General features: G+C 43.8%; 22 protein-coding genes. All 22 read left to right on the top strand.

Annotation, left to right across the window (positions count from 1 at the left end):
* Window positions 1-449 precede the first annotated feature (449 nt).
* Window positions 450-2,957: an ATP-dependent helicase ComFA gene (locus AC0YN7_RS23690; RefSeq protein WP_475812503.1), complete on the top strand. Its 2,508-nt coding sequence runs from the start codon at window positions 450-452 to the stop codon at window positions 2,955-2,957.
* Window positions 2,954-3,847 (top strand): ComF family protein, encoded by an 894-nt coding sequence (locus tag AC0YN7_RS23685; protein WP_475812502.1) that lies wholly within the window; start codon window positions 2,954-2,956, stop codon window positions 3,845-3,847. The genes AC0YN7_RS23690 and AC0YN7_RS23685 overlap by 4 nt, the downstream gene beginning before the upstream one ends.
* Window positions 3,848-3,960: 113 nt before the next feature.
* Window positions 3,961-4,374, top strand: a complete 414-nt coding sequence (locus AC0YN7_RS23680; protein WP_475812501.1) for a TIGR03826 family flagellar region protein — start codon at window positions 3,961-3,963, stop codon at window positions 4,372-4,374.
* Window positions 4,375-4,485: 111 nt separating this feature from the next.
* Window positions 4,486-4,764 carry a flagellar biosynthesis anti-sigma factor FlgM gene (flgM, locus tag AC0YN7_RS23675; protein WP_475812500.1) on the top strand — a complete coding sequence of 93 codons (279 nt, stop codon included), beginning with the start codon at window positions 4,486-4,488 and terminating at the stop codon, window positions 4,762-4,764.
* Window positions 4,765-4,780: 16 nt separating this feature from the next.
* Window positions 4,781-5,278: a flagellar protein FlgN gene (locus tag AC0YN7_RS23670; protein WP_475812499.1), complete on the top strand. Its 498-nt coding sequence runs from the start codon at window positions 4,781-4,783 to the stop codon at window positions 5,276-5,278.
* Window positions 5,279-5,293: 15 nt separating this feature from the next.
* Complete coding sequence (flgK, locus tag AC0YN7_RS23665; RefSeq protein WP_475812498.1) at window positions 5,294-6,823, top strand: flagellar hook-associated protein FlgK; 1,530 nt, start codon at window positions 5,294-5,296, stop codon at window positions 6,821-6,823.
* A gap of 36 nt (window positions 6,824-6,859) precedes the next feature.
* Window positions 6,860-7,780 carry a flagellar hook-associated protein FlgL gene (flgL, locus tag AC0YN7_RS23660; RefSeq protein WP_475812497.1) on the top strand — a complete coding sequence of 307 codons (921 nt, stop codon included), beginning with the start codon at window positions 6,860-6,862 and terminating at the stop codon, window positions 7,778-7,780.
* Between the two features lie 115 nt (window positions 7,781-7,895).
* On the top strand, window positions 7,896-8,339 hold the full coding sequence (gene fliW, locus AC0YN7_RS23655) for a flagellar assembly protein FliW (RefSeq protein WP_475812496.1): 444 nt from the start codon (window positions 7,896-7,898) through the stop codon (window positions 8,337-8,339).
* Window position 8,340: 1 nt separating this feature from the next.
* Window positions 8,341-8,577 carry a carbon storage regulator CsrA gene (gene csrA, locus AC0YN7_RS23650; RefSeq protein ID WP_475812495.1) on the top strand — a complete coding sequence of 79 codons (237 nt, stop codon included), beginning with the start codon at window positions 8,341-8,343 and terminating at the stop codon, window positions 8,575-8,577.
* 119 nt (window positions 8,578-8,696) lie between these two features.
* Window positions 8,697-9,494: a flagellin N-terminal helical domain-containing protein gene (locus AC0YN7_RS23645; RefSeq protein WP_475812494.1), complete on the top strand. Its 798-nt coding sequence runs from the start codon at window positions 8,697-8,699 to the stop codon at window positions 9,492-9,494.
* 158 nt (window positions 9,495-9,652) lie between these two features.
* A complete protein-coding gene (locus AC0YN7_RS23640; protein WP_475812493.1) occupies window positions 9,653-10,021 on the top strand; it encodes a flagellar protein FlaG in 369 nt (122 codons plus the stop codon).
* 16 nt (window positions 10,022-10,037) lie between these two features.
* On the top strand, window positions 10,038-11,504 hold the full coding sequence (gene fliD / locus AC0YN7_RS23635) for a flagellar filament capping protein FliD (RefSeq protein WP_475812492.1): 1,467 nt from the start codon (window positions 10,038-10,040) through the stop codon (window positions 11,502-11,504).
* Window positions 11,505-11,517: 13 nt separating this feature from the next.
* Window positions 11,518-11,916, top strand: a complete 399-nt coding sequence (gene fliS / locus AC0YN7_RS23630) for a flagellar export chaperone FliS (protein ID WP_475812491.1) — start codon at window positions 11,518-11,520, stop codon at window positions 11,914-11,916.
* A complete protein-coding gene (locus tag AC0YN7_RS23625) occupies window positions 11,873-12,244 on the top strand; it encodes a hypothetical protein (RefSeq protein ID WP_475812577.1) in 372 nt (123 codons plus the stop codon). Before fliS ends, AC0YN7_RS23625 begins: the two co-directional genes overlap by 44 nt.
* 111 nt (window positions 12,245-12,355) lie before the next feature.
* A complete protein-coding gene (locus tag AC0YN7_RS23620; RefSeq protein WP_475812490.1) occupies window positions 12,356-14,620 on the top strand; it encodes a motility associated factor glycosyltransferase family protein in 2,265 nt (754 codons plus the stop codon).
* Window positions 14,621-14,644: 24 nt separating this feature from the next.
* Window positions 14,645-16,897, top strand: a complete 2,253-nt coding sequence (locus AC0YN7_RS23615; protein WP_475812489.1) for a motility associated factor glycosyltransferase family protein — start codon at window positions 14,645-14,647, stop codon at window positions 16,895-16,897.
* Between the two features lie 39 nt (window positions 16,898-16,936).
* Complete coding sequence (locus tag AC0YN7_RS23610) at window positions 16,937-17,944, top strand: NAD-dependent 4,6-dehydratase LegB (RefSeq protein ID WP_475812488.1); 1,008 nt, start codon at window positions 16,937-16,939, stop codon at window positions 17,942-17,944.
* Between the two features lie 17 nt (window positions 17,945-17,961).
* Window positions 17,962-19,137 carry a LegC family aminotransferase gene (locus tag AC0YN7_RS23605; protein ID WP_475812487.1) on the top strand — a complete coding sequence of 392 codons (1,176 nt, stop codon included), beginning with the start codon at window positions 17,962-17,964 and terminating at the stop codon, window positions 19,135-19,137.
* Between the two features lie 24 nt (window positions 19,138-19,161).
* Window positions 19,162-20,337 (top strand): UDP-N-acetylglucosamine 2-epimerase, encoded by a 1,176-nt coding sequence (gene neuC / locus AC0YN7_RS23600; protein WP_475812486.1) that lies wholly within the window; start codon window positions 19,162-19,164, stop codon window positions 20,335-20,337.
* Window positions 20,334-21,410, top strand: coding sequence for an N-acetylneuraminate synthase (neuB, locus tag AC0YN7_RS23595; protein WP_475812485.1), 1,077 nt, complete (start codon window positions 20,334-20,336; stop codon window positions 21,408-21,410). The genes neuC and neuB overlap by 4 nt, the downstream gene beginning before the upstream one ends.
* Window positions 21,407-22,042 carry an acetyltransferase gene (locus AC0YN7_RS23590; RefSeq protein WP_475812484.1) on the top strand — a complete coding sequence of 212 codons (636 nt, stop codon included), beginning with the start codon at window positions 21,407-21,409 and terminating at the stop codon, window positions 22,040-22,042. The genes neuB and AC0YN7_RS23590 overlap by 4 nt, the downstream gene beginning before the upstream one ends.
* Window positions 22,039-23,088 carry a nucleotidyltransferase family protein gene (locus AC0YN7_RS23585; RefSeq protein WP_475812483.1) on the top strand — a complete coding sequence of 350 codons (1,050 nt, stop codon included), beginning with the start codon at window positions 22,039-22,041 and terminating at the stop codon, window positions 23,086-23,088. The genes AC0YN7_RS23590 and AC0YN7_RS23585 overlap by 4 nt, the downstream gene beginning before the upstream one ends.
* Window positions 23,089-23,090: the final 2 nt, after the last annotated feature.

The following is a 23,090-nucleotide window of genomic DNA, read 5'->3' as shown; positions in this document are numbered from 1 at the left end:
GGGCGTCACATGTGGTTTTGTGAGGTAAACCTCATTCCCGGTGAAGGGAGCCTCATGGCCAGTGAGGTTTACCTCACTAATAGTTAATGGGAGAAACAGAAGAGTTGAGATTAGTGGGATTAAAGTGAGTTTAACCTCAGACTTAGTGAGGTTAAGCTCACTAGAGGATGATTTTTGTTAAATGAGGGGGACTGCAGGAGAGTGGCTTGATGATTAAATGTGGCTCGAATAAGAGTAGGAATAAGGCCTGAATAAGGCCCGAATAAGACCCGAATAAGACCCGAATAAGAGCCGGAATAAGAGCCGGAATAAGGCCCGAATAAGGCTCGAATAGGTGGAAGGAAAAGTTGCTGTGGGTCGCTCGCCATAGTAATGAGAAAACCTTCGTTCTAGCGGCTTCGTAATGTCGAGGGGTTACAGGGATGTGAGGAAGAAGAGGAGGTTCAAGTATGAAGGCTCATGTGTATATTGTTGAGGTTAATGGAAGTTGGTTAGCAAGGTTAACTATTTATTCGGTAGTTGACCGACATTTTTGGATGGATGGCGAGTTTGGTGAGGGTGGGAGATTGAATTCGGCAATAGCCAATTCGGGTTGGCTGTGGCGGGAGGCATTGCCTCTAGGTGTAGCGTATGCGGCAGTGGAGCTTTGGGAGGAGCATTTAAAGAAGCGTGATGTAAAAAGTAGGATGAAAATTAGTGAGAGAGCAACTAGTAAGAAAGCTATATCGTGGAGCCCAATAGAGGCTCTTGATAGGTTGTACAAATGTGTAGAGGAGGCTACACGAGTGGCGGGCTATGGAGTAGCCGATAAGAATGGACAGTTATGGGGGAGGTTGATTGGTAGGTGGAGGAATCAAAATGAGCGTTACTTTGAGCAAGAGGGGAATAATTTAGTTGCTAAGGCGGAAAGGTGGGAGCGGGAGGGGGGTGAAAATGAGCGTGTTGGAGCGGGGAGTATGAGGAGTGGAGAAGAGTATGTGAAAGGCAGAAGGACGAGGGGTGGAGAAGAGTATGTGAAAGGCAGAAGGACGAGGAGTGGAGACGAGCATGGGGGAGAGCAGAGCGAGCTGGAAGAAAGCGAGACCTGGAAAAAAGGGAGTGTGAGGGATGAATGTGGGTTCAAAGGAGCAGAGAGAGGGAGGGACGGAAACGAGACTAGGGGAGTGGGGAGTATAAGGAGTGAAAACGAGCATGGGGGAGCGGGGAGCGCGAGGAGTGGAAACGAGCATGGAGTAGCGGGAAGAGTGAGGAGTGGAAATGAGCATGGAGTAGCGGGAAGAGTGAGGAGTGGAAATGAGCAGGCGGGGGTGAGGATTGATAGCGAGTCAGGGCGAGCGATTGGCGATGCCGAGGCGGGGTGGCTTGCGGCAGCAGCGAAGCATGCCGCGGGGTTGTTGGAGGGGCGAGCGCTATTGCGAAGCGAAGCGCACGACTTGCTTGAGGGCGCTAGCCTGCCCGGTGCCGCAGGCAGCTGGAGCGGGGTGCTCCAGCTTGCTGCGCTGCTAGGGCGGGCGCGCCTGCGCGGATCGGTCGCCGCGGAAGGCGGGCGGCCGGGGGCGATGAGGCGCCGAAGGCGCGAGCGCAGCTGTATGCGCTGCGGGAGTGGCGAGGCGTTGATGCTCCGCACGGCATGTGCAGCGTGCGGTAGGGAGTGTGCCTATTGCACAGCGTGTATTGCAATGGGAAGAAGTCGTGAATGTGAGCTACTTGTCATAGGGCTGCGAGAACTCTCAGGAGGTGAACTTGCCGGCAGCAGCAGCCTTGCTAGCGGACAAGATTTAATAGATTTGGAGCAGAGGCTTGCTCACTGGCAGCTTAGTCCTGCACAAACAGCTGCTGCAGCAAAAGCGCTTCAGTTCGTCGAGGGGCGAGCAAACGGTTCATCGAGTGGCTCCTCAAGTTTACCGGCTAGAATGGAGCCGTCAGTAAACGATATAAAGCCGATCCGGAACTTTCTTTTATGGGCAGTTACTGGAGCGGGTAAAACGGAAATGATCTTTCCGCTCGTTGAATCGGTACTATTAAGGGGCGGGAAGGCGCTTATTGCGACGCCACGTCGCGACGTCGTAATTGAACTGGATCCGCGTATTCGAAAAGCTTTTCCGCTAGCAACGGTCGTCACCTTGTATGGAGGAAGTGTGCAGCGATGGGAGAGTGGGGATATTACGCTAGCAACAACGCATCAATTATTGCGATTCTATGAAGGCTTTGATTTAGTAATCGTCGATGAAATTGATGCCTTTCCTTTCCACGGAGACAAAATTTTGCAGTATGCAGCGGATAAGAGCTGTGTTCCTGGCGCAGCGCGATTACTATTGTCCGCTACGCCGCCGAGTAATTTGCAAAGAGCTGCGAAGCGAGGAAAGCTCCCGCATGCAAGGGTGCCAGTTCGTTTTCACCGGCATCCGCTACCAGTACCTAAGCTGGTAACTACAACGCCGGTAAAGCAAATGCTTCTTACAAGCAAGCTGCCTAAGCAGCTTATAGCTGCTATGCAGCAATCTCTTGTGCGCAATGCACAGCTGTTTGTCTTTGTACAGCGAATCGCACAAACAGAGCCAATGGCTGCTTTGCTCCGTAGAGTGCTCAGGCATTCCGCCATTGCGGCAACATCATCACAGGATCCGGACCGAGCGGAGAAGGTGCAGCATTTTCGAAGCTGTCAAACTCGAGTGCTCGTCACAACTACCATATTAGAACGAGGGGTGACTATCCCTAGAAGCGATGTTTATATTTTGGATGCGGATGGACGTTTGTTTGACGAAGCCTCTTTGGTTCAGATGGCAGGCAGGGCAGGTCGCTCCGCAGAAGATCCATTCGGCAGCGTATATTTTTGTAGTCGAGAACGTAATCGATCACAGGTAGCTGCCGTCCGTCACATACAAGCCATGAACCGTATAGCACGTAAGCAAGGATATTTGCATCCGAAAATAAAGAAAGGAGGCTCGACTTCATGAGTCACTCGCTATCTACACTATTGCAGCGGCTTCGTTACACGTTTACTGCCTCCGCAGAGCTGCTCGCCCCAAGCTCTGCCGCCTGCTCCGTATGCGGCAAACCGCATAGCCAAGCTCGCAGCGCGAGCAGCATCAACCACCCGAAGCTGCCGACCCAGCTTCTTCAAAACGTATGCGGAGTCTGCCTTTCCGCAATACCCTGGCTTACCCGCATCATCTGTCCCCACTGCGGCCGAGGAACACATTGCGAGGATTGTACTCGCGGAACAAGCAGATCATTCCAATATAACCGCAGCGCGGTATATTACAATCAAACGATGAAACAGTGGCTCGCCCAGTACAAATATAGAGGGAATGAAAATCTCGCGCCTGTGCTGGCAAACATGCTGATGCCGACTTTTGAGAAAATGACTATGGAGCTAAGCAGACAAGACAGTCCTTCTACAATTCGCCGTTCTCAAAAACAACTTTTTTACGCCCAATACTGGGATGCAATCACCTATGTGCCGATAAGCACAGAGCGTGCGGAGGATAGGGGCTTCAATCAAGCAGAGCAGCTGGCGTCGCATATCGCAGGCAGATACCGATTGCCGATCCTTCATCTGCTCATTCGAGACCGACATACAGAAAAGCAAAGTTTTAAAACAAGATCTGAAAGAATGCGCGACACTAAACATCTTTTTAAAGTGAGTCATCCTGAACTGCAAAAGCTGCAAATCAATTCTTTGGGCAATGAGAACAAAATAAACTCACTTCAAAAAAAGCTGAGAATATTGCTTATAGATGACATTTATACAACGGGAAGTACGGCGGAGGCTTGCTCGCAAACGCTGTCCTTACATGCAGAGAAGCCGATTGAGGTTTATCTTTTGACATGGGCGCGCTCTTAAATAATCTACTGATCTCGTAAAATGTACATAGATTAATAGTGAAAAAGTTAACGCTATCGATTAGAATATACCTAATAAGTCGTTTTATGACCAAAATGAGGGGGCTCAGAGCGATGAATCTAGATAATTGTCCTCGCTGCGGAAAGCTTTTTGCCAAAAATTTTAGAGATGTATGTCCGGTATGTATGCGTGAGCTTGATAAAGAGTACGAGCTTTGCGCAAATTACTTGCGTGAGTTTAAAGGTGCTATTATTACCGAACTGTCAGATCAAACAGGCGTATCGATCAAACAAATTACAAAGTTCATTCGCGAAGGCCGTATTTCGATGGTAAACGCTCCTAATATGTCATATCCATGCGAGTCATGCGGTACGCTCATTCGTGAGAACCATATTTGCGATAGTTGTCGGAAACGATTATCTAAGGACAGACAGCATATGAACGAGGATGCTGCAAGGAAGGCAGAGACATTCGCTTCAACGAACAATAACGTTTATCGAGGGCTCGATAAGTATAAAGACAAATAATTGATATTAAGCTAATATTTAACCTTCTATAAAATTTCACTTGACTCAAGCCGATAATACTTGTAAAGGTATTCGGCTTTTTTAGTTATTGCAAATAATGGGGTGGATAAATTGAAGATAAACGAACCAAATCGAATCGGAGCAATCAATCCGTATCAGAAGCAAAAGGACGCACATGCAATCGGAGTAAACAAAGCACGTAAGAAGGACGAAGTCCAAATTTCAGCAGCTGCCAAAGAAATGCTGACATCAAGCCAAACAAACAGCGCGGAGCGGACTAAGCATATTGAACAGCTTAAACAGTCAGTAGCATCTGGTACGTATCATGTGGAAGCTGGTAAGATCGCCGAGAAGCTGCTGCCGTATCTCGGAAACAATAGAGCAGAATAAGGATGGGTGAAGCAGCATGTCTATACCTCAAATCGTAGATACGCTTCAACAGCAGCATGAGCTATACGAGCAATTTCTAGAGATGGAATTAAGTAAGAAGCAGCTTATTATCAAAAATGACATTATGTCGTTAAACGTTCTTACTCAAAAAGAAAAGCTATTAACCGCTAATGCCGAAAAGCTGGAGTTAACTAGAAGTATTTTAACATCACGATATTTTAAGGATATAGGCTTCCGTTATCGCAGTGGAGTTTTGTCGGAATTAATTAAAGCTGTCAGCAATGCGGAAGAGAAAGAAGTATTATTGAAGCTTCATGGGAAGCTGACGAATCTGCTGGGAAAGCTGAAGCAAGCTAATGATCTAAATCAGCAGCTCATCCAGCAATCCCTTGATTTTATAAACTTTTCGATTGATCTCATGATTGATGATCCCAATGAGGATGTTGTCTACCAGCATCCGATGAATCAAATGTCGGGCAACAAACGCATTAGAATGTTTGATAACAGAGCATAATTAGGAGGCAAGTCCATGACCTCAACATTCCATTCATTAGAGACATCCAAGCGGAGCTTAATAACGCAGCAGGTCGCATTAAGCACGCTTGGCCATAACATAGCCAATGCGAATACGCCGGGCTACACCAGACAAAAGGTTACTATGGTGGCAAGTAGACCGATAGAGGCTTACGGTATGCTCAAATCTACAGCTCCGGGGCAGTTAGGGACAGGTGTTGAGTATACATCGATCACCCGCATCCGGGATGCCTTCTTGGATGCGCAATACCGAGCACAATCACATATTGCAGGCAGCACCGATATACAGACGGATACATTAAGTAAGCTTGAGGGCTTTGTCAATGAGCCATCCGAAAATGGTATTCGTACCGTTCTATCTGGTTTCTGGAGTGCTTGGTCCGATTTAAGCAAGGACCCTGAGAATGTTACCGCTCGTGAAATTTTGGTAGAGCGAACACAGGCTTTGGCAGATACATTCAACGGTTTAAACACACAGCTGTCAGATCTATCGAAAGATTTGACAGCAACTATTGCAACGACTGCTGAAGAAGCAAACTCGATGTTGAATTCGATTGCATCGCTTAATGATCAAATTAAGAAAATTGAAATGCTTGGCGATCATGCGAATGATTTACGTGACCAGCGCGATCTTCTTACCGATAAGCTGTCGAAGCTAGTCAACGTAAATGTGACGGAAACAAATGACGGCTACTCGATTACGATGGGTGGCACTAGTCTAGTGAATGGCAGCACTGTATCGCCGCTTACATCAGATGCGTTGGCAACAGCTTACTCAAACGGAACACTAGCTGGCGGGGAAGTACATGGGATGTTCGTAGCGCTGGATGATGTAGCTGAATTTGTTCAGCAATTGGATACGATGGCGAATACGATTGCAAACGGCGAGTTTGAGGTGACTATTCCTGCAGGTTCGGTTCTTCCTGGGACGACAGTGCCTACCGCTGCCGATCAGAAGATGACGGTAAAAGGCATCAATGGTCTTCATCAGTTGGGATACACCTTGGAAGATCCAGCAACCGCTGGACAAGCTATATTTACGACAAAGGATGGTACAGCTAACTTTACGGCTGGGAATATTCAGTTAAATGCAGCAATCGCATCCGATTCCAACAAGATCGCATCATCGCTTCGGACAACGATGACTGCCGGCGGAGCGTCGGTCGTCAAAGGAAATAATGACATGGCGCTACTAATGTCGCAGTTGGCGGATGTGGAGTTTTCGTTTGATGAAACCGCTTCGGGAGGAACTGTTAAGAGTGCGACGCTTAATGATTTCTACAGCGCTGTTGTAGGTGCCTTGGGAGTGAAAAGTCAATCGGCCCAGCGTGAGAACGCAAACGCTACAGCGCAGTTGGCCCAAGTAGATGGTAGCCGTATGTCAGTAAGCGGCGTTTCGATCGACGAGGAAATGTCGGACATGATTAAGTATCAATACGCATACTCATCAGCTGCTCGATTCATGACTTCCTTTGATGAAATGCTCGATAAACTTATTAATGGTACAGGCAGAGTCGGCCTGTAATAAAATAGACAGCTAGTCTATAGGAGGTTTGTAGATATGGCACTAAGAATAACACAGGGCATGATGCATGCGCAGCTTACCCGCAATATAAACAATAATTTAAATACAATGGCAAAAATTCAGCAGGAAGCTTCCTCAGGTTTAAAACTAAACAAAGCTTCTGACGATCCTGTAGGAATTACCTACTCGCTTCGCTATCGCACGGAACTGGCATCGAATGAACAATACGAAAAAAATGTGGATCAAGCTCTCTCATGGCTCGATTTTTCGGATACGGTTATCGGTCAGGCAGGGGAGGTTATGCAGCGGATTAAGGAGCTTACAACAAATGCTTCTACCGGTACGAATCCCCAAGAAGCGCTTGACGCAATTAAGAGTGAGTTGGATGAACTGAAGTCTCAACTTGTAGATATTGGTAATAGCAAAATGAATGGTAAATACATTTTTAATGGTGAAATGTTTGATCAAATGCCTTACGACACGTCCTCTGCCCCTTTTGACGCGAAATCGATCACTACGGATGCTGGTAATGTGAAATATGCGCTTGGGACGAATGTGTCTGTCGGTATAAGTGTAACAGGTAACGAAGTATTCGGTGCTAGCGATGCCGCAGGGGCGACCGATAATGTGTTCTCCGTTCTGGATCGTATTACGACAGCATTAACACCGCCTGCTAATTACAGTGCTGTCTCAGCTGAGCTTGGTAATATAGAAACAGGATATGACCGTATGCTCAATGCAAGAGCTCAGATTGGCGCAAAAGTAAATCGCATAGAGTTAATGCAATCTAGATTGGCGGATTCCAAGCTTAATCTAACCGATATGCAATCGAAGGTTGAGGACGCGGATCTGGAGCAAGTATTAATTGAGTCGACAACCGCTCAAACGATATATGAAGCATCCTTATCGGTCGGCGCGAAAGTCATCAGTAGGTCATTGGTTGATTTCTTGAGATAGAGTCAAATCTTTTGTATCATTAACATTATAAAAGTAACGTATGGAGAAGCTATGGAGTCGGTAACGATGACGTAGCTTCTTGTTTTAACTATTCATACAATGGAGCGTGAACAGCATGGTTCTAAATACGGCCCGATTAGGGAATGTTGATTACAAGCAAGAAGAGATTATTACATTCACGCATGGTATCCCTGGTTTTAAACAGTATCAAAGCTATATAATCGTTACAGTAGAAGATAGTCCTTTTCAGTATTTGCAATCGATTGAAGAGGGAGCACTAGCCTTTATTATAGTAAATCCTTTTGATTTCATTGAGGACTATGAATTCGAGCTGACTGAGCAAGTCAAAGATGAAATGAACATTCTAAGTGAAGGGGACCTGCAAGTATTGAATATTGTTAATGTACAAGGGCAGCTGGATACGGCTACAATCAATCTTGCTGCACCGATTATTATAAACACAGCGGAACGGATTGGTATGCAATATATATTGCCGGATAGCAATTATTCCATCAATCATTCGCTGTTTACAGAAGTTACGCTAACAGAGGGGGAGTAAGATGCTTGTTCTCACAAGAAAGAAAGGCGAGACTGTCCTCATTGGCGATGGTATTGAGATCAGTATTTTGGAAGTGTCAGGGGATAACGTGAAAATTGGCATTAAGGCACCCGCCGAAGTAGCTATTTTGCGTAAAGAGCTATACACTTCAGTCGAAAATATGAACTTAAGCGCGGAGAAATCTCTCATAACGGCAGACGAGTTGAAAAAACAATTTAAAATTATGAAAAAGATTTAAAAAAGACTATAAACTTATGTCAATTACTGCCGATAATATAAATAGGGTGAATGAGGGAGACCGATTTCAGCTTACCACATGGATGTGGGACTATTAACCATTTCAGGGAGGAAATAACAATGCGTATTAATCACAACATTACAGCTTTGAACACACACCGTAACATGAGTCTTAACAACGCTGCTGCAGGTAAGTCGATGGAGAAATTATCTTCCGGTCTTCGTATTAACCGTGCTGGCGACGATGCTGCAGGTCTTGCAGTTTCCGAGAAAATGCGCGGTCAAATCCGTGGTCTTGAGCAAGCTCAAAAGAACGTTCAGGACGGAATTTCTTTTGTTCAAACCGCTGAGGGCGCTATGAACGAAGTTAGCTCCATGCTTACTCGTATGAAAGAGCTTGTCGTTCAAAAGTCGAATGACACATATTCCTCGGGCGACAAAGGCAACATCAACTTGGAGTTGAAAGAACTCGGCGGCCAAATTGATAAAATCATGTCCGATACTAAATTTAACGGAATTAACATCACGAGTGATGTTATGATCCAAGCTGATGACAGCAAACAAACGATTACGATTGATGGTGTTAACACATCCGGCTTCACTGGTCTTTCGAGCGTAGGCGCTGGAGTGAGCACGGGCGGATTCTCCGCTAACTTGACTACAATCGAAACAGCTATTACACGCGTTTCCACTGAGCGCGCAACGCTTGGTGCTAAACAAAACCGTTTGGAGTACACTTCGAACAACCTTGGAACAGTAGTTGAGAACTTGACTGCATCTGAATCCCGTATCCGTGATACAGATATGGCAAGCGAAATGGTTAAGCTTACGAAGAACAACATTCTTCTTCAAGCATCCCAATCGATGCTTGCTCAAGCAAATTCACAACCGCAGGGCGTTCTTTCCTTGCTTCAATAATTTGTTTTGTAAGAGAAGGGGCCTTAGAATTTCTAAGGCCCTTTTTTTAATATATTAATAGTCTTTTATAAGTGAACAATTAAATTTTATCTAACAAAAAGTAAGGCGTAGTCCGATATTAATAAATATATAGTAATTTGAAATGGAGTGGGGATAAGATGATGAATATTTCATCTATAAACACCACGGCGGGAAATATTACTGACAGAAATTATAACAACGGACCGAGTATCGAGAAAAAAGAGAAGAGCCAAGTGAATATAGATCACGCTAAACCTAATGAACATGTCATTTCTATAGATGAGAAGGAACAGGCTAAGAAAGCGGTGGATCGGCTCATAGAGTTAGTCCAAGGCCCTAATACGACTGTAGAACGTTCCTTTCATGAAGGAACAAATCATATTCTTTACAAAGTGAAGGATAAAGAAACTGGAGAAGTTATTCGAGAAATTCCAGAGGAAAAGCTGCTGGATGCGGCTGCGAAACTTATGGAAGTAAACGGGATCTTGATTGACGAGAAAGTGTAGAAGGGAGTCATAACTTATGAGACTATCAGGCTTTGCATCAGGTTTAGATATCGATAGTATGGTTAAAGAGCTAATGAAAGCTAAGAGAACCACTTATGACAATATGGTCAAAAATCGGACAAGCGTTGAATGGCAACAAGAAGACTACCGTTCGATGAGTACGAAAATCGTCGATTTCCGTAACAATAAACTTGCATCGTTTAGTTTGTCTACGGCCATCAGTGCCAAAAGATCAGAGCTAAGCGGCGACACCGCAGCGCTGTCTATTAATTCAACGGCGTCAACGGCAACAGGCTCTCTTAACGTAAAAGTAGAAGAGGTTGCTACCTCTGCATACAATGTTTACAAGTTTGCTAGCGGTACAACTGTTGGTGGAATAGACAAAAAGTTAAGCGACTTAGGTTTTACTGACCCGGATAACGATGGTAATGTTGTTATTAAAATTAACAATGTGGAGATCACTGCAAAGATAACGGATACGTTAAGCACACTTGCGAATGCGATAAACGCCAAGAGTGGTACAGCTAATGCAACGGCGTTGTATGACTCTGCTAATGGCCAATTTTCGATAGCAGCGACTAAGACGGGTTCGATAGTTGCAAACAGTCAGTTGTTGTCTGTAACAGGTTTTGCAATTAATCCAGATGCAATTGCTAGTAATGAGGGTAGCGATGCCAAAGTTGTCGTTAATGGCATCACTTATAACCAATCAAGCAACCGTTTTGCAATTAACGGTGTTGACTTTACGGTCAAAGCGATGTCAGTTGCAGGTTCTCAGACATCTATAAATACCGTACAGGATACGTCAAAGGTTATTGACACCATCAAGTCTTTCGTTACGGAATATAACAACTTGATTAGCTCCATAAACTCAGAATTGTCTGAGACAAAAACTAGGGGCTATAAACCACTGACAGCGGAAGAAAAGAAAGAAATGTCGGATAAAGAGGTTGAATTGTGGGAGGACAAAGCTAGAAACGGAGCCCTGCGGAATGATAGCACGCTAAGTAAGCTTGTCACTGAATTGCGGTCAACGGTCACTTCGCTTGTCGGCGGCATAAAGGGTACGGATGGAAAAGTAATGTCCATTGGAATAACAACAGGAAGTTATACGGAGAAAGGTAAACTCGTACTTGATGAAGCTCAATTAAGCAAGGCGTTAGAGTCGAATCCTGAGGGTGTTTCCGACCTATTTACGAAAAGCGGTACAGGTGTATTTGGAAAGATGACAGCATCTACTTTGACTGCACTAAGTGAGTTGTCTAAGAAAGCCGGTACATCGCTTACAAGCACGGACGTTAAATCCTCCTTCTTGGAAAACTCCCTCTTAGGAGGGCAAATTAAAGATATGAAGAGCAGAGAGGGTCAAATGCTCACTCGGCTTAGCAAGCTTGAAAAACAATATTATAAGCAATTTACGGCAATGGAAACAGCAATCAACAGGTTTAATTCGCAATCTTCCGCTTTAACAAGCAGCAATTAAGGAGTGAAATAATTTGCTCAATTCTCCGTATAAGATCTACCAACAAGCTTCCGTTCAAACAGCGAACGGGGGTAAACTAGTGATTATGTTATTTGAAGGAGCTATTCGATTTACGAGGGCAGGAATTGAAGGTATTCATAATAGAAAATTTGAAGAAGCGAATACAAACCTGAAGAAAGCCCAGGCCATAATCAATGAATTAATCGCGTCTTTGGACTACGAGTATGAAATATCCAATCAATTGGTTCGTATATACGAATATATGATCCATCAACTCATCCAATCCAACATTAAGAAAGACGCCAAGCTTGCGGATGAAGTACTAGGGTACCTGCAGGAGTTTTTGGAGACCTGGAAACAGGTCGTAAATGGATCCGGAGGAAATATGCCAGCAGAGACGAGTACCGTATAATATGCTTGCTGCCCTGGCGACATTATACGAAACAACGAAGCGACTGGCAGATTGTATAGATGATGTGGAATCGGAACAATTGTTAGCCTTGTTAGAGCTTAGGGAGGACCTCATTCGTAAGTTGGCTCCTGGAGTTGAATTATCTAGAGAGGATAACGAAAAGCTGAGCGAGATTGGCGAGTATGACGGTCTGTTCGTAAGTCGAATGACTGATCTGAAAGATGAGGCTTCTCGCAAAATCGATCAGATCAAAAAGACTCAAATGCAAAAAATGACGTATGAGCAACCCTATATATCGGAAAGCTATTTTATCGACAAAAAAAAATAAAAAGTTACAAGGAAAGAGCTGTCAGGATATATTATCCTGATGGCTTTTCTCATCATATAGGAATTATTGTCCGATATAATATATAACATTCAAATCAGGAGTTGAATTAAGATGTCGCAAAAGCTAACGGCAGATTCAAAGGAAGTAATCGAGGAGATAATATTTTTTTTACCGAAGCTTATTGCTGCGTGTGAATCGGTTTCTGACTTATTTTACGATACAATGAATGATGAGGCATGGGTGATCTTTGGTCAGGCCGTAACAGGGATCGATGATTTATATAAAACATTGAAAATCATAGATAGGGATTTGTCTGCAATGCAATCTATTTATGCAATCCAGCCCTTTATTCTTGAAACGATTGACAGTATAGCAAAACAATTTGCGCTGTTAAATCAACATGTAGATGCTGAACAATATATAGAAGCAGGAGATACAATTAGATATGAAATTATTCCGATTTTTAGGAATCTGTCGATAAAGCTTGGAGAATCGAATGATGTAAGGGAGCAACGATTCGAGATCAATTTGACCTTTCTTCTCAACAAATTTCCTGAAGTATATAAACAAATTCGATATTTGGAAAGAGATGAATCGAAGTACCAGCTCATACAGGCAAAGGACGGGTCTGCAAATCTATTTATTGCCGACGAAAATAGTAAGCAATCCTATGTGTACAGCCAATACAGTCCTAAATATGAAGCGGCTCGCTGGGTAAAATCTTTAGAAGGCAAAGTAGACGGGACATGCCTAATGCTGATATACGGTATTGGTTTGGGTTATCACCTAGTAGAGTTTGTAAATCGATACCCCGGAGTAGGTATATATTTACTTGAGCCTGATGAGCAAGTGTTACTTGCCGCGATGTACGTGATAGATTTAGAATCGTTATTTACTAAAGCCAAAATTAAGGAATTTGCTGTAGGAAATAGCACGGACCAAGCAGAACGATTGTTGTTTTTGCTATGTCTTAATTCCGAGGGGACCATCTATACTCGCAATGCACCAGTATATAACATTTTGTATAAGGAAGAGAAAGCAGAACTGTTGAAAAAAATAGAATGGACAGCGTATAACTATCTGATGAATAAAGAAACAATGAACAGCAGGGGAATTCAGCACGCCAAAAACATCTTATACAATGTAGCGGCTAATTTATCCACTCCTTCAATATATCATTTGAAAAATTCGTTTAACGGAATACCTGCAGTGATTGTGGGAGCAGGCCCTTCATTGGAATGTGACATTGAAAATCTAAAGCGAATAAAGGATTATGCGCTTATTATCGCTGCAGGCTCATCCATACAATCGTTACAGCATTTCGGTATTACTCCGCATCTTATTGTATCCATGGATGGGCTTGAAGCAAACTATAATGTATTTAAGCATATTGATCGCACACAAATTCCGCTCGTGTACGTTCCTCAAATTGAGTATCGAATTGTTGATGCTCAATACAGGAATTCGATGCACGCCTTTTTTGTGAACGATGAAATATCCATCTATTTAATGGGACTGACAGTCGCTGATCCTATTTTCCGCACAAATTATTCCGTTACGGGAACAGCGGTTCAGATTGCGGCTTATCTGGGATGCAGTGAAATCATATTTACAGGACAGGACCTATCTTATCCTACAGATCACATGTATGCACCGGGCGCAAAGCATGTTGGCGACCAGCAGAATAACCATGTTATTGCAGGAGCCGATCAATGGGTCGAGAATGTTAAAGGTTCAATGAATAAGACAAATCTTAGTATGAGGCTCACATTAAACAATATTGAAAAGGAAATAGAAAAGCATGCCGCTATACGGTTTACTAATACATCACAAAAGGGAGCAAAAATTAATCATACCACTTACGAAATTATGTCTGAGGCGCTGGAGAGGCTGGCAGCGACGAATTCATCGAGCTTGTTAATTGAAGAAGTGTTAAGAGGTCAATACGATTTGTACGATGTTAAGCGCAGAGCTGCAATCGAGGATCGATTACTGGCGCTTCCTGGGCAAATAATAGAACTTGAATATCAACTTATTCAGATTAATAAGCATATGGGTAAATTGCTGGAATGGAGCCGCACAAATCCTAGTAAATGTCTCAATACGATGGCTATAATTGAAGACCAATGGGGAGCAGTCGTTAGTAGTAAACCGTTCAACAGCCTATATCAATATGTGCTTAGAGTAGCTATAAGCGAATTCGACCGTGACTTGCCAGGTCTTGCCTCTGAAAAAAATATTCAAAAAAAGGCGACTCTATTCGTACAAGTACTTGGTAAATTGGTGAAAGAGATGTTGGAGATTACACCGGAATTGAAACAATATACGATAGACGCTGTTCAGAGAGTTCAACAATTGAGTTTATTCGTTAGATAAAAGGAGATGCAGGGGGCATTTGGTGTGGAGCGACAACAATTAATCATGGAAGAAAACATAGAGCAAGTTAAATTATATTTGCCGAAATTAATAGAGACTTGTGAAATGATCGCTGAATTAATTTTAGAACCAATGCCAGATCAGGTATGGGAGCAGTTTGCTACTGTCGTGGGAGGTATGGACGATCTATATAGAATGTTATGTGCTATTAATGAGGAAATGAGCACTGCAACTGTCAATTCTGCTTTGCAGCCGAGTATTATCCGAGCAATTGCCGAATTAGGCGAAAAGTTTCAGAACATGAATCAGTGTATGGACAATGAGAACTATTTAGGGGCGAGTGATCATTTTGAGTATGAATTAATCCCATTGTTTCGACAATTAGCTGCTGAGTTGGGCGAGGAGCGAGACGTTATCAAGGAGCGTTTAGCGGCCAATCTAGCCTATCTTCAACATAATTATCCAAAGCTTTTCGAGCAATTGGAATCAATGACAAGGGATCACACAAATTCTCAAATCGTTTACACAAGAAATGGATTTCCAAACCTACGCATCTCTGTTAATGAAAATGAGATGTTTCACTTATACAGTTGTTTTGATCCGTCGAATGAGGTTGAACGGTGGATAAGACGATTGGGTGTTAAGCAAGATGTAAATACAAGTGTGCTTATGTATGGATTTGCTTTTGGCTATCACCTAGAGCGCTATGCCGAATTATATCCAGAGCATCTTTTGTACATATATGAGCCAGATGAACAAATATTTATGGCGGCTATGGAAGTGATAGATATTAGAGCATTGCTTGACCGTCTAAACATTGCTGAATTTGTTGTGGGATTGAATAAAGATCAAAGAGATAATATGCTTTACCGATTCATGAGGCATATGAAAGGGAATCCTGAGCTGCTCGAACTACCGATTTACGACAAATTGGCTAAGATAAGCAAAGAGCGATTCGACAGGGACGCAACAACAGCAATATTAAACTATAAAAGCTCAATAATTATGAGTGAGAGGTATGGTGAAGAGTGGGTCGAAAACAGTATGTACAACTTAGTACATACTCTCAACTCTCCTTCAATAATTGGCTTGCAAAATAAGCTCGAAGGAATGACAGCCGTTGTTGTTGGAGCAGGCCCCTCTCTTGAGGTGGATATTGAGCAGCTAAGGAAGCTCAAAAAACATGCATTCATTATTGCAGCTGGGTCAAGCGTGCAATCATTGCTGTATTACGATATTAGGCCTCATTTGATTGTATCGATGGATGGTTCGGAGTCCAATTATGCTGTTTTTCAGGAGTTGGATATAACGGGGATCCCGTTGTTATTTGCCCCAATGATCAAATATCGTATACTGGATAGCAAAGAGGAACAGCTGGTTCATATGCATTTCAATAATGACCTTACTTTGGGATATTTCATGGAGTTAACAAGCGACGATCCTGCCTTCCAATCTAATCTATCAGTTACGGGTACAGCCATTCAAGCAGCTATTTATATGGGTTGCAGAGAAGTCATTTTGACAGGGCAGGATTTATCCTATCCGAATGATTCGATATATTCGCCTGGAGCACGTCATGTGACTTTAGAACAATGCAATGCGGTGATAGAAAGCGCAGAGCTTACAGTAGAAAATGTTCGAGGTGCAACGAATCGGACGAGTGAGCTGATGAAGCTGACATTGGCTGATATGGAGGACCTTCTCACGGAGTATTCGGAGGTTTCTTTTATTAACACCTCTCAATTAGGAGCTAAAATACGGCATACCGTCTTTCACCCGATGGAGGATGTTGTATTACGTTTAAAGGACCGATGGATAGAAGATAATTTCTTCGACCTTATGATAACCAATCTACAAAAGTATGATAAAGATCGAGTCAGTCAAATTTTAAACCGGGTTCAACAATTGCCTGATGAAATGATTAACTATGAGGAACGGTTGAAATTAATCTCCAGGAGCATTGGGAAGCTGGCGGAGTTGAGCCGTATAAATCCCAACAAATGCTTGAAAACGTTAAAAGCAATCGACGCAGATTGGAAGCTGATTTTGAACAGCAATCCGTTCAAAGGTCTATATTTGAGGGTATGCAGAAATGAGCTTTATGAATTTGAACGAGACCTGCCAGAGTATGCCAACGAAATAAATTTGACAAGAAGAGCGGAGCTGGCAGAACGGATTATGCGGCCACTAGTCGTAAAAATGATCGAGAAAACACCTAAATTAAAAGAAATAGTCGTGGAATCAAACAGAAGAATAGAAGCTAGCGGAATATATTGAGCGTGAAATAATTGCTTAGGAAGGGAATAGGAGAAGATTATGAACAAGAAAAGCAAGGTACTTGTGACAGGCTCAGACGGTTTCATCGGCTCTCATCTGACAGAAGCTTTGGTGCGTCGCGGATACGATGTTCGCGCATTTACTTTATATAATTCATTTAATACATGGGGTTGGTTAGATCAATGCGCGGAAGATGTACGAGGACAGTTCGAGGTTTTCTCCGGTGATATTCGTGATGCATACGGTGTAAAGGAAGCTTTAAAGGGCTGTGATGCTGTACTTCACCTTGCGGCATTGATCGCGATACCCTATTCGTATCATTCTCCGGACACTTACGTAGACACCAACATAAAAGGGACGTTAAATGTTCTGCAAGCTGCACGAGAATTAAACGTCTCCAAGATTGTACATACATCAACAAGCGAAGTATATGGTACAGCACGTTTCGTTCCTATTACAGAGGAGCATCCATTGCAGGGCCAATCTCCCTACTCGGCTACCAAAATCGGAGCGGATCAACTGGCGCTATCCTTCTATCGTTCCTTCGAAATGCCTGTCAGCATTATTCGTCCTTTTAATACCTACGGGCCAAGGCAGTCTGCAAGAGCTGTAATACCGACAATCATTACGCAAATTGCTTCAGGTCAGAGACAAATCAAACTAGGCACAATACATCCGACAAGAGATTTTAATTATGTATCAGATACAGTTAACGGATTTATCTCGATCCTTGAGTCGCAGCAGAGTATAGGGGAAGAAATCAATATCGGCAGCAATTATGAAATATCAGTTGGTGATACGGCAAGGCTTATAGCAGAAGTGATGAATGAGGATATCGAAATTATTAGCGAAGAAGCTCGTCTACGTCCAGAGAAAAGCGAAGTAGAGCGCTTATGGGCTGACAACTCCAAAGCAAAAAAATTACTGGATTGGGAACCGCAATACGGCGGGTTGCAAGGACTGCGAAGAGGGCTCGAGGAGACAGCCGCTTGGTTTGTGAATAGAGACAACCTTGCTCAATACAAATCGGACAAATATAACATATAACTGGCGGAGGCGTGGATATGAGCAAGGAACGGCTGGCGATCGAAATTGTAGATAGACTGCAGGCAATCTTGCCGAAGTCCAGCGATTTTACCGCACTTCATGAACCGACATTCCAAGGGTGTGAGTGGGACTACGTCAAAGAATGCCTAGATACAGGCTGGGTATCCTCAGTTGGCAAATTCGTCGATCAATTTGAGAAAGACTTAGCCGAATATACAGGATCACCCTATGCCATTGCCGTCGTTAACGGTACTGCGGCCCTACACATTGGACTTATGCTTGCAGGGGTAGAAGCTGGAGATGAAGTGCTCATGCCTTCATTAACCTTCATTGCTACTGCGAATGCGGTGTCCTATTGCGGTGCAATTCCTCACTTCGTTGAAGTGGAACAAGCAACGATGGGGGTAGATCCAATTAAGCTGGATCGCTATTTGGAAGAAAAGGCAGAGTTGCGTTCCGACGGCTTGCTATATAACCGTCTCACCAATCGTCGTATTCAAGCAATCGTACCTATGCATACGTTCGGGCATCCAGTCAGGATGAGGGAGCTTATCGATGTCTGCAAGAAGTATAACTTGTCGATTGTTGAAGATGCAGCAGAGTCACTCGGTTCAACCTATGAAGGCAAGCAGACAGGAACGTTCGGCCTCTTAGGAGCGATCAGCTTTAACGGTAACAAAATCATTACAACAGGCGGCGGCGGGGCGATTCTAACGGCGGATGAGAAGCTAGCTAGAGCAGCTAAGCATATGACGACGACTGCCAAGCAACCTCATAAATGGGCTTTTAATCATGATCAGGTTGCTTATAATTATCGCTTGCCGAACTTAAATGCCGCATTAGGCTGCGCGCAATTGGAACAGCTACCCGGATTTATTGCTCGTAAGAGAGAACTCGCTCGAAGGTATCGGGAGCAATTTGCTAATTTAGAAGGAATTGAATGGTTTGAAGAGCCGGGTAATGCATGCAGCAATTATTGGCTGAACGCAATTGTTCTGGAAGAACCAAATATGGATTTAAGAAATCGTATTCTAGACTACACGAATAGTAATGGATTTATGACTAGACCGATCTGGACTCCTATGCATCGTCTGCCCATGTTCACCGATTGTCCTCGAATGGAGCTTGATGTGACGGAGAGAATAGAAGCGAGCGTTATTAATATTCCGAGCGGGGCAGCATTAGTTGAATAACAGAGTAGGAAATGGGTGATTAAGATGCGGAAAATTTGCGTTGTTACCGGATCGAGAGCGGAATACGGATTGTTATATAGCCTAATGAAAGAGATAGCGAATGATACAGAGCTGGAACTGCAAATTGTTGCGACCGGTACGCATCTATCTCCTGAATTTGGACTGACTTATCAGGAAATTGTTGAAGACGGATTTCATATCGATGAGAGAGTCGAGATGCTGCTGTCGAGCGATACTCCAGTTGGCATTACGAAATCAATGGGGCTTGCGCTAATTGGTTTTGCGGATGCCTACGATCGTTTGCGTCCGGACATCGTCGTCGTGCTTGGAGATCGTTTTGAGATGATGGTTGCTGCTCAGGCGGCAATGGCTGCGAACCTGCCTATTGCCCATCTTCATGGGGGGGAAAGCACGGAAGGCGTTATTGACGAAGCAATTAGACATTCGATTACGAAGATGTCCCATCTACATTTTGTTGCTGCGAATAAGTATAGAAATCGTGTCATTCAATTAGGGGAGCAGCCGGATCGAGTATTTCAGGTCGGAGCCGCCGGGCTCGACAATATTCATCAACTTAAGCTTCTCTCGTTGGAGCAGCTTGAGGAAAGCCTTAATTTTAAGCTAGGGCGTCGAAGCTTTTTAATTACTTATCATCCACTCACATTGAAGCATAGAAGCTCCGCTGAATTAACACAAGAGCTGCTGGAAGCGCTCGACGAGTACAACGATGTGAACATCGTGTTCACCAAGCCCAATGCGGATACTGATGGTAGAATCATATCCAAAATGATAGATGAATACGTGGATGCTCATAAGGGACGAGTCGTAGCATATAACTCTCTAGGCAAATTAAGATACTTAAGTGCGCTTCAGTACGTTGACGTCGTAATTGGCAATTCCTCGAGCGGCATTATTGAAGTGCCCATGTTTAAGAAGCCAACGGTAGATATTGGAATGCGGCAGCGGGGCAGAGAAAAGGGAAGCACAATTATAGAATGCGGTGACCGTAAGATGGATATTGTACATGCCATTAATCAAGCATTATCGGATGAATTCAGACGAGATCATATTAATAATTCTGTATCTGTCTATGGCAATGGAGATTCGGCTCCGAAGATCAAACAGGTTCTTAAAGAATGCCATTTACAGACTATTATTCATAAGTCATTCTACGATGTAACAGAGGAGGAACTCACATGAATAAGAGTGTCTACATAATAGCCGAAGCAGGAGTGAACCATAATGGCTCTCTCGATCTTGCGAAGCAGCTCGTCAGGGCGGCAGCGGAAGCGGGAGCGGATGCGGTAAAGTTTCAAACCTTCCGGGCGGAGGAACTTGTAAGCAGTCATGCATCGAAAGCTGAGTACCAGCGCCAAACTACGGATGCAGCCGAATCGCAGCTCGAAATGATTAGACGGCTAGAATTAACCTCACGAGACCACGAGGCCATAATAGAAGAGTGCAATCAATGCGGCATTGCGTTCCTATCTACGCCATTTGATCAGCCAAGCCTAGATTTACTGACGAATGAGTTTCATTTGACAAATTTAAAGATATCGTCTGGCGACCTCACGAATTTACCGTTACTCTATCGCGCTGCTCAGTCGAATGCTAGTCTTATTGTGTCCACCGGCATTTCTTCGCTAGGAGAAATAGAAGAAGCTTTGGGAGCTATAGCGTGTGCTTATATGAAGTCAGATGAAGTTCCTTCATTACAAGCATTTAGGACCGCTTATTACTCTTCTGAAGGGCAAAGCTTCTTGAAGGAAAAAGTAACATTGCTTCATTGTACGACCGATTATCCGACTCGCTATGAAGATGTTCATTTGAATAAAATGACTACTTTGCGTCATGCATTTGGCCTGAGTACGGGCTATTCCGACCATACGTTAGGAACCGAGATAGCTGTTGCGGCTGTCGCTATGGGGGCTGAAGTAATTGAGAAGCATTTCACGCTTGATAAGAATATGCCAGGACCTGATCATCAAGCATCGATGGAGCCGCATGAACTAACTCAGCTGGTTAAGCAAATACGTCATATCGAGCAGGCAAGGGGGATATCACTAAAAGTCCCTGCGCCATCCGAGCTGCGCAATGCGGAGCCCGCCCGTAAGAGTTTGGTAGCAGCGCAGCCTATAGCAGAAGGAGAATTGTTTACATACAGCAATTTAACACTGAAGAGGCCGGGAACAGGACTCCCCCCATCCGCTTACTGGCGGTTGCTTGGACAGCGCGCATCCCGTACATATGATAGAGACGACTTGATTCAATGAGCACGAAACCTATTATCTTGCTTGGCGGGGGAGGCCATGCGAAGGTATGTCTTGATTTGTTACTGCGGCAGCAAAGGGCGTTTGTCGGCTACACATCGATAGAACGCTCGGAATCTTCGTTTGAGAGAATCGAGTATCTGGGAACTGATGAAGTCATCCTTACATATCGACCTGAGGACGTTTCACTTGTAAACGGTGTCGGCATGGTAGGGAATTCGGACTTAAGAGCGGAACTGTATGATAGATTCGCATCATTAGGCTTTGAATTTGAAACGATCATACATGACCAAGCCATTGTATCTGACATTTCAATGCTGCACAGCGGCGTACAAATTATGGCAGGGGCAATTGTTCAGGCTGGAAGTCAAGTAGGGGCTAACTCTATTGTGAATACGGGAGCTATCATCGACCATGATTGCGTAATCGGTATGCATACTCATATCGCTCCTGGAGCTGTACTCTGCGGTCAAGTTGACGTTGGTGACCATACCCATATAGGGGCCGGATCTACCGTTATTCAAACTATCGCAATAGGCAGTCATTGCTTAATAGGAGCATGCGCGCTTGTTCGTAAATCGATCCCGAACCATACCATCGCATACGGGGTACCTGCTAAGGAGGTTGAGAAATGAAACATATCGATAAATTACTGCTATCTCCACAGTCATCCATTTTTGAAGCGCTTCGTATTATTGATCAAGGAACTGTACAAATTGCGTTAGTCGTTGATGAAGATCGTTTTTTATTAGGTACGGTAACAGATGGTGATATACGACGAGGTATTCTAAGAGGGACTTCTTTGGACGACAAGGTAGAGACGATCATGAATGCTCGTCCTACTGTAGGTAGAGAAGAGGACATCCGCGATGTAATTTTTGCAAGAATGAAACATAACAACTTGAAGCACATTCCGATCGTTAATAATGTTGGCAAGGTTGTAAGGCTGGACTTGTTAGAAGAAATGGTTAAGCGAGATAGAAGCGATAATTGGGTTGTGTTGATGGCAGGAGGACTCGGAACAAGACTTGGGACATTAACGAGAGATTGTCCAAAGCCGCTGTTAAAGGTAGGTTCTAAGCCGATTTTGGAAGTGATTTTGGAAAATTTTATTTCAAACGGATTTTATCGTTTTTTTATTTCGGTTAATTATAGAGCGGAAATGATCATGGATTACTTTGGCGACGGGAGCAAGTGGGGAGTTGAAATCTTATATATTAGGGAAACCCAAAGATTGGGAACTGCTGGTGCGCTCAGCTTACTTCCGTTCAGGCCAGACAAGCCTATCATCGTTATGAACGGAGATTTGCTGACGAAAGTTAACTTCTCACAATTACTAGATTTCCACCATGATACAGATGCAAAAGCGACTATGTGTGTGCGCGAATATGAGTTTCAGGTCCCTTACGGTGTCGTAAAGGTCGATAACCATCGGCTACAAAGCATTGAAGAGAAGCCGTTGCAGCGCTTTTTCATTAGCGGAGGAATCTATGTAATCGATCCTGAAGTGTTGAGCCATATTCCGGCTAACCAGTTCTACGATATGCCTAGTCTGTTTGACCGGTTGATAGAAATTGGTTCAGCCACCTCCGCCTTTCCAATTAGAGAATACTGGATTGATATCGGACGCATGGATGATTTTGAACGAGCCAATATTGAATACAATGAAGGAATTATATAGAT

This window comes from Paenibacillus sp. J31R122 (assembly GCF_056269185.1).
This window is presented reverse-complemented; position numbering and strand designations above follow the sequence as displayed.